18 protein-coding genes, 3 tRNA genes and 1 pseudogene are annotated in these 17,678 nt (G+C 36.8%); 12 read left to right on the top strand and 10 right to left on the bottom strand.

What is annotated here, in order from left to right:
• Positions 1-16: 16 nt before the first annotated feature.
• From LAV82_RS19080 to LAV82_RS19070, 3 genes are all read right to left on the bottom strand, one after another.
• Positions 17-1,138: a GerAB/ArcD/ProY family transporter gene (locus LAV82_RS19080; protein WP_211078701.1), complete on the bottom strand. Its 1,122-nt coding sequence runs from the start codon at positions 1,136-1,138 to the stop codon at positions 17-19.
• Between the two features lie 26 nt (positions 1,139-1,164).
• Entirely contained in the window at positions 1,165-1,398 is a 234-nt protein-coding gene (locus LAV82_RS19075; protein WP_013056938.1) for a hypothetical protein, read from the bottom strand.
• A gap of 96 nt (positions 1,399-1,494) precedes the next feature.
• On the bottom strand, positions 1,495-2,613 hold the full coding sequence (locus LAV82_RS19070; RefSeq protein WP_254702817.1) for a GerAB/ArcD/ProY family transporter: 1,119 nt from the start codon (positions 2,611-2,613) through the stop codon (positions 1,495-1,497).
• A gap of 504 nt (positions 2,614-3,117) precedes the next feature.
• Here LAV82_RS19070 and LAV82_RS19065 point away from each other — a divergent pair.
• From LAV82_RS19065 to LAV82_RS19035, 7 genes are all read left to right on the top strand, one after another.
• The gene (locus LAV82_RS19065) at positions 3,118-3,387 is read left to right on the top strand and encodes a hypothetical protein (RefSeq protein WP_013083053.1); all 270 of its coding nucleotides are present in this window, start codon (positions 3,118-3,120) and stop codon (positions 3,385-3,387) included.
• A 209-nt stretch (positions 3,388-3,596) separates the two neighbouring features.
• Entirely contained in the window at positions 3,597-4,736 is a 1,140-nt protein-coding gene (locus tag LAV82_RS19060; RefSeq protein WP_499716719.1) for a zinc-dependent alcohol dehydrogenase, read from the top strand.
• 386 nt (positions 4,737-5,122) lie between these two features.
• Entirely contained in the window at positions 5,123-6,517 is a 1,395-nt protein-coding gene (locus LAV82_RS19055) for a phospholipase D-like domain-containing protein (protein ID WP_499716842.1), read from the top strand.
• Between the two features lie 221 nt (positions 6,518-6,738).
• Positions 6,739-6,812, top strand: a tRNA-Trp gene (locus LAV82_RS19050).
• A 26-nt stretch (positions 6,813-6,838) separates the two neighbouring features.
• Positions 6,839-6,920: transfer RNA gene (locus tag LAV82_RS19045), tRNA-Leu, on the top strand.
• A gap of 19 nt (positions 6,921-6,939) precedes the next feature.
• Positions 6,940-7,011, top strand: a tRNA-Gly gene (locus LAV82_RS19040).
• Between the two features lie 215 nt (positions 7,012-7,226).
• On the top strand, positions 7,227-8,627 hold the full coding sequence (locus LAV82_RS19035) for a Na+/H+ antiporter NhaC family protein (RefSeq protein ID WP_499716718.1): 1,401 nt from the start codon (positions 7,227-7,229) through the stop codon (positions 8,625-8,627).
• Between the two features lie 177 nt (positions 8,628-8,804).
• On the opposite strand, the pseudogene LAV82_RS19030 reads toward LAV82_RS19035, so the two are convergent.
• Positions 8,805-9,053: pseudogene (locus tag LAV82_RS19030) on the bottom strand (spore gernimation protein KB); the annotation flags it as partial.
• A gap of 258 nt (positions 9,054-9,311) precedes the next feature.
• Here LAV82_RS19030 and LAV82_RS19025 point away from each other — a divergent pair.
• The 3 genes from LAV82_RS19025 to LAV82_RS19015 all read left to right on the top strand — a co-directional run bounded on the left by LAV82_RS19025 (position 9,312) and on the right by LAV82_RS19015 (position 10,457).
• Positions 9,312-9,551, top strand: a complete 240-nt coding sequence (locus LAV82_RS19025; RefSeq protein ID WP_211078698.1) for a YczF family membrane protein — start codon at positions 9,312-9,314, stop codon at positions 9,549-9,551.
• 82 nt (positions 9,552-9,633) lie between these two features.
• Positions 9,634-10,146, top strand: a complete 513-nt coding sequence (locus tag LAV82_RS19020) for a GNAT family N-acetyltransferase (protein ID WP_499716717.1) — start codon at positions 9,634-9,636, stop codon at positions 10,144-10,146.
• 188 nt (positions 10,147-10,334) lie between these two features.
• Positions 10,335-10,457, top strand: a complete 123-nt coding sequence (locus tag LAV82_RS19015) for a YjcZ family sporulation protein (RefSeq protein WP_013056948.1) — start codon at positions 10,335-10,337, stop codon at positions 10,455-10,457.
• 75 nt (positions 10,458-10,532) lie between these two features.
• On the opposite strand, the gene LAV82_RS19010 is transcribed toward LAV82_RS19015, so the two are convergent.
• Complete coding sequence (locus LAV82_RS19010; protein ID WP_499716716.1) at positions 10,533-11,471, bottom strand: VanW family protein; 939 nt, start codon at positions 11,469-11,471, stop codon at positions 10,533-10,535.
• 178 nt (positions 11,472-11,649) lie between these two features.
• Between LAV82_RS19010 and LAV82_RS19005 the strand changes: the two genes are divergently transcribed.
• Positions 11,650-12,465 carry a hypothetical protein gene (locus LAV82_RS19005; protein ID WP_013056950.1) on the top strand — a complete coding sequence of 272 codons (816 nt, stop codon included), beginning with the start codon at positions 11,650-11,652 and terminating at the stop codon, positions 12,463-12,465.
• A gap of 188 nt (positions 12,466-12,653) precedes the next feature.
• Positions 12,654-14,831, top strand: coding sequence for an FUSC family protein (locus tag LAV82_RS19000; RefSeq protein WP_499716715.1), 2,178 nt, complete (start codon positions 12,654-12,656; stop codon positions 14,829-14,831).
• 25 nt (positions 14,832-14,856) lie between these two features.
• Here the strand turns inward: LAV82_RS19000 and LAV82_RS18995 are convergent, their stop codons facing one another.
• From LAV82_RS18995 to LAV82_RS18975, 5 genes are all read right to left on the bottom strand, one after another.
• Positions 14,857-15,150, bottom strand: a complete 294-nt coding sequence (locus LAV82_RS18995) for a hypothetical protein (RefSeq protein WP_013056952.1) — start codon at positions 15,148-15,150, stop codon at positions 14,857-14,859.
• A gap of 67 nt (positions 15,151-15,217) precedes the next feature.
• Entirely contained in the window at positions 15,218-15,661 is a 444-nt protein-coding gene (locus LAV82_RS18990; RefSeq protein WP_499716714.1) for a DUF3231 family protein, read from the bottom strand.
• 368 nt (positions 15,662-16,029) lie between these two features.
• Positions 16,030-16,287 (bottom strand): hypothetical protein, encoded by a 258-nt coding sequence (locus tag LAV82_RS18985; protein ID WP_029321637.1) that lies wholly within the window; start codon positions 16,285-16,287, stop codon positions 16,030-16,032.
• Between the two features lie 118 nt (positions 16,288-16,405).
• Positions 16,406-16,732, bottom strand: coding sequence for a YflT domain-containing protein (locus tag LAV82_RS18980; RefSeq protein ID WP_013056955.1), 327 nt, complete (start codon positions 16,730-16,732; stop codon positions 16,406-16,408).
• Between the two features lie 331 nt (positions 16,733-17,063).
• A complete protein-coding gene (locus LAV82_RS18975; protein ID WP_013056956.1) occupies positions 17,064-17,483 on the bottom strand; it encodes a hypothetical protein in 420 nt (139 codons plus the stop codon).
• Positions 17,484-17,678: the final 195 nt, after the last annotated feature.

The following is a 17,678-nucleotide window of genomic DNA, read 5'->3' as shown; positions in this document are numbered from 1 at the left end:
GTGACTACCTGCTTTTTTATGTGGATTTTATTATCTTTTTTATTTTAGCAGGTCTAAAGCGGATCCAGCCTATAATAAGAACAATAAAAGGATAAAAAGCCCCTACGAAAAAACTATAGGGAATCCACGTTTCGGCTAACCATGTTTTTTGATAGATAATAGTTGGATAAACGATAATAGAAAAAGTTGTAACGATTAACCCCATCGGTAACGTTAGAAATCTAGTTTCGTTAACGTTAAAAATGTGGCAAAGCCCAGCGATAGAAGCATGAAAATAAAGAGAAACTTTAAAGAAAAGAGTAAGAAACCATATAATAGCAATAATTACTTCAATTCCTTGCAAAAAATTCCCCACCTCAATTCGCTTAGCCATTTCGTATACAGGAAACATGGTAGTTGAAGAATGATAAGAGCCAATAACCATTATACAAAAGAGAATGATCGCTACCATAATAAATCCACCTAACAGACTTCCGCTCATTAAAGCTTTAGCACCTTTTTCAGGTTTTCTTAAATGAAGAGGAAATACCATCATTAAAGGAGCAAAAGTAAAATAAGTGATGCTAAGAAAGATGAAAACCGAATGAGTCAGCGGCTTTAAGTGAATATCTAATAAAGGCATAAGGTTTTGGACTTTCATTTGAGGAGTCAGTGAGAAGATGAAAATTCCGAGAAGGCCAATAAACCAAGGGAAAAATATTTCACAGCAGCGTGCGATGGTTTCTAGTCCGAGTCTTGCTCCGAACACAACCACAAGCATAAAAATAATGTGAATAGCAATCAGCGGCGTTTCCATCATAATATGTGTATTTAAAAAACTCCCCACGTAGTATACAATGCGGCTGCATGTTATGACAGTAGACGTGACAAATAAACAAGATACACCTTTTCCTAGATATTTTCCAAACACTGCTTCATTGATTTCTATCAGATTTTTATCTTTAAATAACAGTCCGAGAGCTATATATACTTTTACTAATACAAATCCGCATACTACTCCAAGGATAGCTGGAATCCAAGCGGTTTGTTTGGAATCTACAGTCATAGCTGCTGGAGCAATAACAATTGTGCTTCCAATTGTATAAAGCATAACGAGCATGCGAAATTGAATCGTTGAAATTTTAACTACAGGTTTCACTGTATTCACTTCCTCGTCTTAACGTATTAAGATAATAAATGAAATAAAAATATGCTGATTGGCTTGAAGATAGCAGCTGATAAATCAGAAGGATTTGGAACATTTAAACCAAGTGCTTTACAGATGCTTACCACCATTCCGATTGCAAGAACTGTATAGAATAGCCACAGTTCTTTCTTCGCTTTTTTATGCCGTAGTTTAGGTACTTCAAACCAAATGACGAGCGTGCAAACAATAAGTAAACCCAATACCCCTAGCATACACTAGCTCCTATACATGAATAATTAGTGTTATATTTTCCTGAAAAATAATTACTTATACTGAAGGTGCATTCTTTATTAAAGGTTTTTGAGTTTCTATCCATTGCTAGAACGCCGCTTTTTGTTTTGAATAAACCCTGCAATTAAAAGGAAAAGTGGATATAAGATGCCTACAAGTAAGCTGTAGGGAATCCACGTTTTTGTATCCCAATCCTTTTGATAAGAAACGCTTGGATACACAATAAGGGAAAGGGTAATCATGATGAGTGCGACTGGAAAAGAAAATAGCTTGTAATCCTTTATATGAAATACATTGGCAAACCCCAAAAGAGTAGCGTAAAAGTAAATGCAAAGCTTAAAAAAGAGAGTAATAAACCACAAAATAGCAATGACTACTTCAATTCCTTGAAGAAAGTTTCCTACATCAATTCTTCTTCCTAATTCATAGCTTGGAAACATGGTGATTTGGGAGTAATAAGGACCAAGTACTAAAATTCCGAGTAAGATTAACGTAACCATCACTAGTCCACCGGCTATATTACCTATATAAAAGGATTGAGTTGCCTTTTTCGTGTCTGGTGTATGGGAAGGGAAAATCATAAGCAGAATCGTATAAGTCAAAGAACTTATGCTTAAAAACGTTAAAACAGCACGAATAAAAGCTTTTGGATGGATTTCGAACACAGGCTGAAGATGCTCTATTTTAATTTGAGGGATCATAGACACAATGAGAAGCCCGAATAATCCGACAAACCAAGGGAATAAAATCTCGGCACTTCGTGCAATAACCTCTATTCCTAGGCGTACTCCTACGATGACCACACCCATAAATGCAATGTGGATGGCTGTAAGCGGGGTGTAGGGAAGAATTTGTGTAGTGAGAAAATTCCCTACATAGTAAAGAACTTGACTGCTGATAAATAAATTGGATAACACAAAAACAGCAGAAACAATCTTTCCAAATAGTTTGCCAAAAATTTTTTCGTTCATTTCCATCAGCGTAAGCGTTGGAAACATTTTTCCTAGTGAGGTAAAAAGCAAAACTAAGCCAATTCCTAATGCAACACCGAAGAGTGCGGCAATCCAGGCATCTTGATGAGCATCAGCTGTAATAGCGGCAGGTACAACAATAATTGTGCTTCCGATGCTATACAAAGTTACTAATTTGCGAAACTGCGCAGCTGAAATATTGATTTCATTAAGCAAAATGAGCACATCCTTTTGCCATATACACTAATTAAGTGATCCAACGGAATAATAAGTGACTTAAAGGTTGAAACATTACTTCTACCCAATCAGAAGGGTTCGGTAGAGGCAGCCGAAAGATTTTTGCAAGAGCGATTATGATACTGATTGTCATGAACACAATAAAAATGTTCCGTTCCTTTTTATGAGAGTGTTGAGGTAATCTTTTTATTTCCATCCATATAATCCCAGAACAAGTGATCAAAAAGGAAAGAAAAAAGTGTATGCAGTCAACCCCAATACATTTTTTCGTTCAGATAAGCTATTCGTATGATGTCCGCTAAAGAAAGTGATTATACATTTTTGTAAGATATAGAAAGCATTTCAGGAGATAGAAGATATTTTCTAGGGCTCTTATATGATTGAGGGATTTGTTATGAGGAATATTCACTTAGCTTTAACCTATTTAAGCGTCGTATGAATAAGTAGAAAAATGCCACACTAAAGAGTGAACAAATGGAAAGGAGCACTATGATGAAAAAATACCCATACAATAAAGATAAACAACAATCGTTTCAAGCAGCACAGCAGGGGCATAAAGAAGCAGTAGATGCATATGAACAGGCAAATGAAGCTAAAAATGATGCATCGTACGGCCATGAAGCGAAGCAAGCAATAGGTGAAGTGAATGAAGCCTCTCAGCAAATTGAGAATGCGCTTGAAAATGCTTCTGAAACACAGCGTCAGCGTTTAACAGAGTTTCAGCAAGATATAAAAGATATGGAGAACGACCTCAATCAATAAAAGAGCCGCTGTTTTACTTAGGCAGGTTCACAATAGAGAGTATAAATCGTAAAAGCAGAAGATAATGAACTTCTGCTTTTTTTGTCGTATAAGAAGTATTTACGCTTATTTTTTAATCTAAATGAAGGCTAAATAAATTTCTAACCATGCATATACATATTTTGGGACATTAAGGGTATAGAGTAGTAATTTAATTAAGGAGGATGATTATGAAAGCAGTAACTTTTCAAGGTGCAAAGGATATCCAAGTAAAAGAAGTAGAAGATCCATCTTTGAAGAAAAAAGACGACATTGTTGTTAGGATTACATCTACAGCTATTTGCGGTTCGGATTTACATATCTACCAAGGTGCTCTCCCTGCTGAAAAAGGATACGTTATTGGCCATGAACCAATGGGGATTGTAGAAGAAGTGGGTCCAGAGGTAACAAAAGTAAAAAAAGGAGACAGAGTAGTTTTACCGTTCAATATTTCGTGCGGAACCTGTTATTATTGTCAGCATGATTTAGAAAGTCAATGTGATAACTCTAATCCTAATAAGGAAATCGATACAGGAGGATACTTCGGGTTCACTGAACGATACGGGAATCACCCAGGAGGACAGGCTGAACTATTACGTGTTCCCTTTGGGAATTTTATGCCATTTGTAATTCCACCCTCCTGTGAGCTTGAAGATGAGGCATTGTTATTTATGTCTGATGTTCTGCCAACCGCTTATTGGAGTGTAGAAAATTCCGGAGTTGGACCTGGGGATACAGTGATGGTTCTTGGCAGCGGTCCTATTGGATTAATGACTCAAAAGTTTGCATGGATGAAAGGTGCTAAACGGGTCATCGCTGTTGATAACGTTCCATATAGATTAAAACGAGCTAAACAAATGAATAACGTAGAGTGCTTTAATTTTGATAAATACGACGATATGGGAAGCTATATTAAAGAGGTAACCGGTGGTGGAGCAGATGTTGTAATTGATTGTGTAGGAATGGATGGAAAGAAATCACCAGTAGAAGCGATTGAACAAAAACTCAAGCTGCAAGGAGGAACGTTAAGTGCTATTCAAATTGCATTAAAAGCAGTAAGGAAATTTGGGACAATTCAGCTAACAGGTGTATATGGATCGATATATAATATGTTTCCTCTTGGGAACATTTTTGAAAGAAACATCACTTTAAAAATGGGACAGGCTCCAGTAATTCATTACATGCCAGAATTATTTAAAAAAATTACAGATAGGGAGTTTGATCCTACAGAAATAATTTCTCATAAAATTCCTCTTGATCAAGCAAGTGAAGCCTATGAAATGTTTAACAATCATCAGGATGAATGTACAAAAGTTATCTTAAAACCATAATAAAGCATATATCTCCTTAAATATGTATAAAGAAAAATTGAGAATTATTTTTACAATAATCATATCTATTTGAAAGAGGCTGGAACAAAAGCAGGTTATTTGAAGGAAGATCCGAGCGCGTTTGATTCTTGATGGAGAATCGAACGCGTTCGGATTTTTTATTGATAGTGTAAACGTAAGTTTCGTGTATATAATTGCTTCTAGCTGTTGTTTTGGGGGAAAGGCGAAGACTTGCACGGAAATCAACAGTGGTGTAACAAATAATCCATCATTCCATTCTTATTTTAAAAGGTATAGAAGTTAAAAAAGTAAGAATCCTAATAAAAACAGAACGATAAGAATGGAAAGGGATTGTGACAGGAAATATGCTAATAAACATACTAATAATGATTGTCGTATTGTACTTCATATATGTATTCGTAACTGCAGTGGTACTGTTTTATGTCCCTTTGCACAAGGGAAAAGACTTAAAAGTAATGAATACTGAGAATTTTTACGGGAAGAAAGAATCCACAGATCGAGTTATGCTTTTAGAAAATGGTTATTTTTCAGGGCTTGTTCGGATGCAGATGATTCAAGAAGCGAGGCATACAATTGATATTGCGTACTTTTCCATAGGTAAAGGTCGTTCTTCGGATTTACTTATGGGCGCTTTATTCGAAGCTGCGGATCGAGGTATACGTATTCGAGTGCTGTTAGACGGGATCTCTCATGGGTTAAAAGGCAAAAGAAAGAATGTTCTTTATGCTCTAGCTTTCCACAATAATATAGAATTAAAGTACTATGAGCCCTTCACTATTTTTAAACCTTGGACATGGCATAACCGTCTTCACGATAAAATAATAGTAGTCGATGGCCAATTAGGTATTAGTGGAGGACGAAACATTGGGGATAAATACTTGGCCAGTCAACCAGATAAAAATTTTGTCTATGACCGTGATGTGCTGATTTATAACACAAAGCAAGAAAGTCATAGTGTCATTGTCTCAATGGAGAAGTATGTAGAGAAATTATGGAACCACCCGTATACCCTCAAAGCTTTTCCAAAGCTCAAGAAAACTAAACAATTTCGGGGCCTTTCAGGAAAAAAATTGTTAATAGATCAATACGAAGAGGCAAAAAAAGCAAATGAACCTTTTGTCCATCCTTATATTGTATGGAGAGAATCAACGATGCCTACAAGAAAGGTTTCTTTTATTACAAATCCTATTCAACGAATGAATAAAAGCCCTTTTATATGGAAAACATTTATTAAGCTTTCCCAACAAGCTGAAAAATCCATTGTTGTTCAAAGCCCTTATATCGTACCAACAAAAGAGATGGAACAGTATATAGATAAGCAAGTAAAACCAAAAGTGCAAAGAATTATTTTAACTAATTCTATTACATCCACTCCGAATGCTATGGCTTTTTCTGCATACTTGGGAGTAAAGAATCGCGTTATAAAAGCTGGTTCGAAGCTTTATGAATATCAAAAGCCCTATTCAATTCACGGGAAATCTGTTGTTTATGATCAGCGTTTAAGTGCAGTTGGTTCTTTTAACTTAGATTCACGTTCTGTATTTTTAAATACTGAATCCATGGTTATGATAGATAGTGAAGAATTTGCAGCCGAGCTAACAGGAGCTATTGAAACTAAAATTTCTCACAGTATGCTCGTGGGGAATGAGGGAGAACCTGTTGATCTTAATACGGATTCTCAAAAAAATGTCCCTCCCGTAAAATCTGCACTCCTACATATTCTTTCGGTCTTTACACGATTTTGGAGACATTTTGTATAGTACTGTGTTACAGCAGAGTTTTTAAAAACAAATAGCGGAGATTAAAGAGGACTGCAGCTGGTGAAGGGAATGTGTAAAAAACTGTGATATGCCTCACAGTTTTTTTGAAATCCCTAGTACTAGTTATGATTCATCAAAAGACCTATTGACGAAATTCCATATATGTTTTATTATGATATAGCGTCGTTAATAAACGAGGTTCTTTTGAAGAAATCATTTCTAGGGGCATAGTTTAAAGGTAGAACTACGGTCTCCAAAACCGTCAGTGTGGGTTCGATTCCTACTGCCCCTGCCATTTTGGAGTTATCTTTTAATTCACACGCGGGTGTGGCGGAATTGGCAGACGCGCTAGACTTAGGATCTAGTGTCTTATGACGTGGGGGTTCAAGTCCCTTCACCCGCATCTTTACTTTCATATACGCGCGGAAGTAGTTCAGTGGTAGAACACCACCTTGCCAAGGTGGGGGTCGCGAGTTCGAACCTCGTCTTCCGCTTCTTTTCAAAAGCAGTTTGCATGTGCAAACTGCTTTTTTTGTTGTAGAAATAAAGAGTTTTATTATGCTGTTTTTAATCAGAAATATTTTATTAAAGCAGTACTGCTTATACGTGTTGTTTTCGTGAATATACACATAATATTGGGGTTACATTAAAAGCTAATGAACGATACGTGAAGACATCTAATATGGTTTTTAAGATAGGGGAGAGTCCTATGGAATCTAGTTGGTTTTCAATTATACCGTTTTTAATTGTTATTCCAATAGCTATTTTCACCAAACAAGTGCTGCCAGGGTTGTTTTTAGGCTTATTAGTAGGCGCGTATTTGATTGATCATTCGATTATTGGAGGTGTTGAAAAGCTACTTCACTACGTTGTACAAGCTCTTAGAAATAAAAGTAATATAGAAATCGTCGTCTTTTTATACGCGTTTTCAGGGCTTATCGGAATGATTAAGATGGCTGGAGGAGTTAAGGGATTTGTGGAAACTGCTGCAGAAAGAATTGATACAAGAAAAAAAGCCCTTATTTTAACCTATGTTTCAACCATTGGAACATTCAGTGCTCCCACATTTCGTTTTGTGACGATCGCGCCCATTATGAGAGCATTACTGAAGAAGGTGAAAATGACGACAGCAGAGCTAGGGTTTGTTATTGAAACAACTGCTACTCCTGTTATCGTCTTAATTCCTGTGGCAACGGCATTTGTAGGGTATATGGTCTCAATCATTCAAATGGCAATTGATCATCAAGGCATAAAACAAGACGCTTATTCTTTGTTTATTCAAAGCATTCCTTATAACTTCTTTTCGATTGTGATTATTCTGGTAGGGATTTATTTCAGCTTTTTTCATCCTTCAACATCTACGGCTCCTATGAAGCTCGAGGAAGAAGACGAAAAAGATTGGCATGATTGCCATCCTTGCGTGTCGAAGGATTTGCCTTCTAAGCCTTGGAATTTGTTAGTACCTTTACTTGTTGTGATTTCACTTACCTTACTTTTAACATGGTGGAGCGGGCATCATAAGAGCCACAGCTTTTTTGAAGCATTTATTAAAGCAGACGTGTTAGAAGCGATGGTAGTAGCTTTAATTATCACTACGTTAATTACCCTCATTTTTTTCTTGTTTCAGCGCTTTACATTACAGAATTTGCTTAATGGTTTTATCACAGGAGGCAATGACTTAATGTCCGTTATTTTGCTGTTATCGGTAGTATGGGGATTATCCGCTGTTACAGAAGACTTAGGTTTTTCAAATTTTGTGACGGCACATTCTAAGTGGATTCCTCAAATGTTTGTCACTCCGTTCATGTTTATCTTTGGAGCCGCTATTTCTTACTTTATCGGATCTGCTTGGGGGACGTGGGGGATTTTAATGCCCCTTGGTGTATCGCTTGCAAGTTCCGCAGACCTTTCTTTACCGTTGATTATCGGTGCGGTATTTGCGAGCGGTTCATTTGGAGCGTTTTCTTCACCTTTAAGCGACGATACGAATACTATCGCCAAAATATTAGATTTATCGGTTATTGAATATGCCAAGTATAAATTAAAGCCAGCTTTAATTGCAGCGGGAATAACAGTTGCTTTTTATCTTGTTGTATCTTTCTTGTTTTGAATGAGGGAAATAGCCATCTAGTATCAATTTTTCATTTTTTTCAGCTTGAAGTATGCATACAGTCCTAATGATAGGCACACTAGCATGATACAAGTAAGCGGAAATAAGATGGTATTAACAAAATGATCATAAAACCATATATACAAAAAAATCACCTCGATAAATTAAGCCATTTTTCTATTTATTAGAGATACACGATCTGTGTTGCTTCTTCCTATTCTTCAAAAATGCGATAATCAGAAGCAGTATGGGTACGATAGAAAATAGTGGCATATGTAAAAGAAATCTCGCTACGTGTAACCCTTCATAAAGATGTTCTTAAAAATTACTAGCGATGGTAATCGATAAAAACAACACAATGATGCCTAAAGGATACGCTAGTTGTGAAGGAGATTTAATTTTAAATAAAGTAGCTGTACCTATTAATAAAGGTAAGGTTCTCAGACAGCAGATTCTTAAGAGAAGACTCTGTTTGTTCACTGCTTGTTTGATTTGCCTGAGATCGAAGATTATTTTTAGATTTTTGATTTTTAAAGAACGAAGGCATAAATGAAAGCACCCTTACTATATACTATAGTTTTTATTAATTTGACCAAAAACCGTATAATTATATAATTTTTAACAAAATATCTTTTGCATGGCAGTAAATAAAAATGACGAACCTATGAGGTAAGTAATGATTAGGTGAGGAGTGAAAATGATGAAGTTATTGGAGTCAGCCTGCTGCTATTTGGATCATTGCTCGCTCTTTCTGTAGGAATTGATCTTTTTCAAGGAACGAACGTACTGCAGGCACTATACAATGCTTTAAGCCCGTTTCGTGTAATGGAAGTGGCCGAATTATTTGACCTTTTTTCTCTTTTGTTTTTCTTTTTCGCAGAGTCACTTTATCTTGTTTTAAAGAAGCGTCAACAAAAGCAATAGTAACTTGGTGCAAAGAGGTTTTTATATCTTCACTATCGAAACAAGCGTATAGAAAGATAGCTTTGAGATAGGGGAGAACCACATGAACATTGAGACTAAAAGATTACTAATACGCAAATTTAAATATGAAGATTGGCAAGATGTCTACGTATATACATCTGATGCTAATGTCATGAAGTATATACCAGAAGGTGTTTTTAGTAAGACTGATGCGAAGAAATTTTTAAATGAAAATATGAAAGAAAATGTTAAAAATTTTCCAGTTGTATTAAAAGACAGAAAAATTCTAATTGGCCATATCGTCTTTTTTAACTATTTTGGCAACCATACTTATGAAATTGGCTGGGTATTTAATTCTCTCTATCATCAGAAAGGATATGCTTCAGAAGCGGCAAAAGCAATAGTGGACTATGGCTTTAACACAATGAAACTGCATCGGATTATTGCTACTTGTCAACCTGAGAATACGTCTTCTTATCGTGTTATGGAGAAGATCGGGATGAGAAGAGAAGGGTATTTTAAAAAATGTATTCCAACTGAAAAAGGATGGTGGGATGAATATTATTACGCGATTTTAAAGGAAGAGTGGAAATGAGCTTTACTTTTACGGAATTGCATTTTCCGAGTTATAAAGACGAAAACAAGCCCAATTTTAAAAAAATGAGCAGAACAGCAAACCAAAACGTCTAGGCAGACATACAATAACCTATCCATGAGAAACACCCCATGTTTGAACCTTCTTTGTTTTAGCAACAGAAAATTACGTTGAAAGGGAGTGCTTGTATGTCTAATGCTGGATGTGGATTTGGTTCTGGTTTCGCTTTATTAGTTGTATTATTTATTCTATTAGTAATTATCGGATGTAGTTGTTATAGCGGTGGTTACGGTGGCGGCTACGGCTGCTAATTATATCACTGAAAAGCCTAAAGGATATCCTTTAGGCTTTTTTTTATGTTCATTATAAAAAGCTGGAAGAGATGATTAATCGGCAGGCTCAGTATTAACATGTGATTCAGCTTTTTTTTCTTTCAACAATGGGTCATTAGAAGCCCAAGGTACACGGCGAGGCTTGTATTCAATCGCATCGGTAGAATAAACGGCTACGCTTACGACTCCGCCGTGCACCTGCGCTCGAATTAACAAAGGATCACTATACGTATTTTTAAAATGAAAGTCAGGTCCATACCAGCTCACGGTAGCATCTCGCCCAGGAGGTACGTAGGAAACACTGCGGCTATGTGAGTAACGCTGCGTAATTGTTACGCCAGCGTTATCGACGGCGTTAAATAAGGTAGAAGAAACTTGGCAAATTCCTCCTCCAACTCCTTCAGAATACTCTCCTTTTACAATGATTGGCGCACGCATATACCCTTTGGCTGCCGTTCTTTTTCCGACGGTTTGATTAAATGAGAAAACTTCCCCAGGAAATATGACGCTGCTGTCTAGTGATTCAGCCGCAAGGGAAATATTGTGAGAACGATTTTTATTATGAGGGTTAAATAACGTATGATAATGACCGATTTGCTTAATTCGAATCGTTGCAAGCAGCTCCTTATCCACGCGAGGCGGAACAGGAAGCGTCGGGATTTCTAATGTTGACGTACCGCCGTTAAAAAAATAAGTATAAAATTTCTTCGCAAAATCTTTATGATATAGTTTGACACCCGCTTGCTCAGGAACAATTTGTCCGCTTTTATCAATGCGGGCATTTATGGGCTCTCTATATGTTTTTTTATCCAATTCTTTTAGAAGAAGATTGTATCGATCAAGATCAACCATAGGTACAGGAAGAAGAGGCACGGCCACTTTGTCCCGTTCAATCCGTTCAATTGGTTTACCGTCATGAGTAATAGATAGGTGGTCTTGTGTAGAAAGAGGTTGAATGAGCATTAAAAGTCCAACCATCCAAGTGAAATTCATATCATATACCTCGCTTTCACCTGTTAGTATGAATAAAATGAACCGTTTAATGTATAAGATTCACAAGCTCTTTTTTGTATTATTTTCCATGAGCTTAGCGTGTAAAAATTTCTATTTATAATTGTATGTGTACTTTCGCATATTACATAGAGAAACTACAAGGTAATGAGGGTAGACAATGACAAAATTAATGATTTTAGTCTTTATGCTTATTAGTTTTTTTGTGCATCCCCAAAAGATGAAAGCAGAAGAAAACCTTACGTACTTTCCCGTAAGTGACACAGGAAAAGTATTAAAGTGGAAACGTGTAGAAAGCTTACTGCCAAAGGGGAAAAAATTTAAAGTGATCGATGTAGAAACTGGTTTTTACTTTTATGTGCAGCGAAGAGCAGGCTCACACCATGCAGATGTTCAGCCGCTTACACGCCAAGATACGAAAATAATGAAGCACTTATATAATGGGAAATGGAGCTGGAACCGAAGAGCTGTTCTCATTCCGTTTAAAGGTCAAATGCTTGCAGCTTCCATGAACGGAATGCCTCACGGAGCCGGTGCGCTTGACAATGGGTTCCCCGGTCATTTTTGCATTCATTTTGCAGGAAGTACGACTCACAAGTCTCAAAATGTGGATCCAGGTCATCAGTTAATGGTATTAAAAGCAGGAGGAAAGCTTGATGAATATGCATTAAAAGCTGAGCCGGCAGAAGTCGTAAATATGTTTTTAACAGGATTAAAGCAAGATGACGATGCCTTAATGCAGCCGGTTTTGCGCGTGAAGCAAGAGCATAAGCTATGGACAAAACTGCATAGTATCTCCACTATTTATTATAAAACGGACTTATTTCATGCAAAAAAGTATAGAACAAAAGAGAAAATCGCCGTAGATTGCCTTATTTATTACGAAGATAAAGGGGCTCAAAAGACCACGATGGTTTTTACTTTAAAAAGAAACCCGTTAACAAACGGGTGGGAAATTTCTTCACTTACATTGTAAGTACTGATTAATGCTTAAAAACACATCTGACAGAAAACAGATGTGTTTTTAAGCATTTGTTTAGCTCTTTAGTCCTTCGCAATGTTATAGTGTAAAAACGTGCTTACATACGATAGAAAAGAATAAAAAAGGGTATAAGTAATAATATTACTCTTTCTACAAAGAACTCTACAGCACGAAAGGAGAGGGTGTTTATTTTTTCATATTGGTTTAGCCGCTTAGTTGCTGCAGACCCTGGACGAAAAAGGCTCAAAACAGCTTCTAAAGCTACGATCAGCGTCATTACAGCGGTCGTTATTATGCTGATCGTATTAAAAGCAGCGGGAAGCTCACAAATTACCGCTGCTATTTTAGCAGGTGTAATCGGCCTGATGGGTATATTGGTCGTGAATGATGAAACAACAAACGCAAAAAAAGTGACAACAGGCTTAGTAGCACTTTCCAGCGCCGTTTCTCTCGGAATTGGCTCGTTTTTATCACGATATGGACAAGCAGAAAATATTTTTCTTGTTCTGTTGGTGTTTTTGTCTTTTTATTTACAGAAATTTGGTATTCGCTATTTTTCCCTGTCGATGGTAGCATTTATGTCGTTTTATTTTGCTTCTATTTTACACGTCACATTTTCTCAGCTGCCGTGGCTGTTAGCTGGCGTTGTAATAGGAGCCTGCTGTGCATTTATCTATAATTTTGTTATCTTTAAAGACCGGCCTGCCAACGTGCTGAGGTCTTCAATGAAATCATTTCATATTCAAGTGAATTTGGTGCTTGATTTAATTATTGAGTTAATTCAAAAGAAACAAATTGAACCGGCTCAAATCAAACAATATAACCGCAATATTAAAAAACTAGCAGAGTATGCCCGTGTAGCATCAGAAGAGCTTGGAAATACAGATCCCCACGACATATGGCTTGGCGTAACAGCTGAACAGATGCGCCTTTATGTATTTGATACAGTTATGCTGCTTCAGACATATTCCCCGGCGATTCGAAAGCTCAGTGAATTAAAAGCATTTAATCATTTTGACATTCAGCAGCTGCTGTTAAAGCTAGTGGAATCGATTCGCGAAGCAGAAGTATTAAATGAAAATCCTACTCATTCCTTAACGGATGCAGCTCAGCATCTGCAAGAGCTGCGCCAAAAATTAAGTGAACTCGAACCTCAAGATAAAAGGTATAAAGACTGGCTTTACTTAATCCGCCGTATCGAAACGATATCAAATCACGTGATTGATGAAGCCTATGAGCTGCAGCAAGCAATTGTGAAACAAGAAAAACAGCCTCAAAAAGAAGCGGAAGAAAAAGAAGGCGAAGAGGACAATGATGAAGAAAAAGGATTAAAACCATCTACGAAAAAGTCTATTCAAGCGGTCATCACCGCTGTTGCCACGTTAATATTTGGCTCTTTTTTATCTCCATCGCATCAATATTGGGCGCTGTTAGCAGGCTATCTAGTGCTTCTTGGTACAGAAACGATAGGAAGTACGTTTGTAAAAGCCGTGCAGCGAAGCGTAGGAACGCTTTTAGGAGCAGCTGTTGGCTTTGTTGTCGCAAGCTTTGTCTCACCCGGGATACTTGAAATAACGCTGCTTTTTATCTGTGTGTTTATGGCTTTTTATTTCTTTCCTATTACGTATTCGTTTATGAGCTTTTGGATTACGATGATGCTCGCCTTTATGTATGACATGCTTCTTGGGGGGATTTCAGAGAGTTTATTACTAGCTCGCGTATTAGATACAGTTGTAGGAGTTGGAATTGGTTTAGCCGTATCTGCTCTTGTGTTTCCTAAAAGAACAAGAGATAAAATAACCGACACCTCAGTAGAATACGTAGCGGCTTTAAAAGAATTTGTTCACACTTATTTGCATCGTTTTACGAAGCAGTATGCGTTGGCCAATTTAGCTGATAAAGGAATGGAATTAGAAAAAAAGCTAAAACAGCTTCATGTCGATTCAGATCCTATTATCAAAGGTTTCGTTGGCCGTTCACGTCTTCAGCAATTTTTGACCGTCTTTACCGCCATTAATTATTACGCCAAGCATTTGGTAGCTTCTTCTACTAGAAACGAGGCTTTTTATAAGGAAGCAGAATTTCATGGCGTAGTAAAGGAAGTGGAAGAGAAAGTAGCAAGCAACTTCACTCAGCTTGAAAAAGCGTTACGAGGAGAAAGAGGAACGTATGTATACACGCTTGAAGATGTAAGACAAAAGATTGAACAATCTTTAGATTATTTTGATACGTCCGTTCAATCAAGAAATTTACAGCATCTTCAGCTGCTGCATAACATTTATTACGTATGGAAAATCAATCAATCGGTTGTTCACTTAGCCAAAGAGCTAGGGGCAGAAGAAATAAGTAGTGAAGACTAAAAACCAGCGAATATTTCGCTGATTTTTAGTCTGATGAATAAGGAGACGTATCTTTCCTAATCGTTCTCCACGTTGTTTTAAGACCGGCATAGCTGCCAATTGCAGCGTATCCATAAAAATATCCCATAAACAAGCCGGCAATAATATGATGAGGATGACTGATAAATACTGAAAAAAGCACGCCAACAGCTAAAGCAATAGTCGGAACATATTGCTTTTTAGGATGGAAAAGCCATTTGATCAGCTGCGTCACGATTAATACGATAGGAACGCCAATGACTGCGTCCCAAAAATTTGTATGAATTGTAGGGAAATCCATATTCAAGCACCTCGTTAAATGTGTTAGATGTAAGGTTATCTATGCTGCTTACCTTAAAACACTTCAGTTAGTTATGAGGTGCTCCAGGTGAATAATAATAAGGTGGAATTTTAAGCCAGCCTTTTTGCTGCATCAGACTTTTCACTTTTGATCCTAATATGACCTTTTCAGTGTGGAATTTTAGCCACATCAATCCAATATCGGTTCTAATAGACTGTCCCATATTTGTGCTGCACATGACGATATTAGAGGCAACTTTTACAGATATTAAGTTAGCGATTTCAGAATCCGTTGCTTTTGCTCCTAATGGAATGCTGTTAGGGTCGAATTTGGGCTTGGTAGCCGGTATTTCAGGAAGCAGGATTCCTTCTTTAACCATTAATTTCTTTAGGGTATTAATCTGAGATTCAGCCAGGTTTTTTGAGTCTTGAATAAGCTTAAGCAGTTCACTGTTGGTTGTTGTATTAAGACAGGTACTTCTTCCACTAAAGCAGTGAAATATAACCAGCATCCCATAGCCTCACCAATATGTGGGGGAGGGGGCGAATCATCTGTAGAAGAGTTCTTTATATAATCAAGTAGTGTCTCAATGACGTTAATCATAACTTTTCACCCTTTATATAGTTTATCCATCTCCATTATTACCTTCAGCAGAAAAGGATAAACACAGCTAAGAAATGTTACATATAAAATTGATTATGATGAGTGGAAGAAAAAGCATCTCACGCAGCCATTTATAATGATGACAGTACATTTACTGTCACCACATCTAAAGGTATAAAAATTGCGGCAATGCGTACTAAATATGTTAGGGCTAGAACATGAAGTAAATAGAAAAAAATCTCCTTGCTCATTAAGGAGATTTTTTTATCAGATGTGTTATATCGTTTTTCTCCGATGCTCTCTCCATAAAGAAGTTAATTCCTCTGACCAATATTTATAATCAAATACCGTTATATTTTTGCTAGGCATAAAAACATTCAACAGCCAATTAACCCTTAATTTGTCTCTGACGCCTATCGTTTTATCGTTTTTACAGCAGCCTTCATCACAGGGTTTATCGTGTATCTTGTAAGGAATATTTTTAACGACTAATCCATTTTTCACACGTTTTGTGTACTCAATTCCTATAATCAATATATCACTCCTCACAGTAGCTCTTATCTTCATAATCATATGTATGAATGACTTCTTTAATGAAAGGGTAAAAGGGAGGAAGACAAAAATAAAAAAGCCCTGCTGTAGGGCTTTTAGATTAAGCAACTTTTGATGCAACGACGATGACTTTACCGTGATCTAATTCTTCTTCATAGCGTTCAGCTTCCGGCTGTGATAATCCTAATGAACGCATCTTGGCACGAAGCTCGTCTCCTCGAGAACGAAATACATTCGCAATCGCATCAAAAACACCTTGTTCAGAAAGACCGATGTTGTTTGTATTTGTTGCAGCTGTTAAATCCTCGGAGCGATCTTGATGGTGTGCAAGTAAATAAACTTCGTCTTTTGTAAATCCTTCACGCAAAAATTGTTCAATTGTATCTTTTGCCTGTACGCCATTTTCAACTACTTTTACATTTACCATTTCAAAAAACCTCCTTGTATGATAGACAACTTTCTTGAATACGTTGAGTAATGAAGAGAAGCTTAAGTAACTTATCTCCTTGTTTTGTGTATACACGTTATTGGAAGAGATAAAACCTATTTCATGAAATTGAGTTAAAAAGCCTAATATAGAAGAACAAGGAAAAACGCTTTTATTTTTAAGGAGAATCTGGTGAAGGGTAAGCGGGAAGAAGCTTTAGTTAGCCTTTTTCCTGCATCGTTTTTTTTTGACCTTTTAAGGTACAGTACAAACTGCAAAAAGCCTGGATCTTAAACAGCTAAGATCCAGGCTTTTTGCATACATGAGAAATTTAAGATGAAAGACGTTCTTTTTGTTTTTCATAAACAGAAGTAGACTCGTTCCATGTATATCGACCATCTTGTAATTGAATGGTTGCGCTGAATGGACAGTCTATTGACGTTTCTGCGTCATCTAAACTACTTTCAAGTAAACTTTTTTTAAATCGAAGCAAATCTTCTTTTGAAGCAACTCGAAAAACCATTTCTAACGTAAGATCATCGTCCATTGCATTGTGTAATTGACTAATACTTTTGCGGAATTCTTTATTATATTGGAGCATAATTTTAATATCTGCTACGCAAGCAACACCAAACACATCTTTCACAACAGACTCAACCGTTAACTGAGTTGTGGAAGCATATGTTGAAATATTACGCTGTGGATTTTCTAAATAATAAATCGTTTCTACAGGATGTCTCGTGATAAGCACCTCTTTCCTATTCTTAAGTATACAGGAAAAAAGAATGGAATGGGGAAAGATTTTTAGGAAAGGAGTCCTGACATACATAAAAAGACTGTTTGTAAACTGTTTGTAAACTGTTTGTAATAGGAAAGAGAGTTATAAATTGAGGGCTTTTCGCTTATCATTTTTGCTATAACCTTAAATCAACGAATTCTGTGCAAC

Source organism: Bacillus sp. ILBB4, assembly GCF_035064545.1.
Taxonomy (GTDB): domain Bacteria; phylum Bacillota; class Bacilli; order Bacillales; family Bacillaceae_H; genus Priestia.
This window is presented reverse-complemented; position numbering and strand designations above follow the sequence as displayed.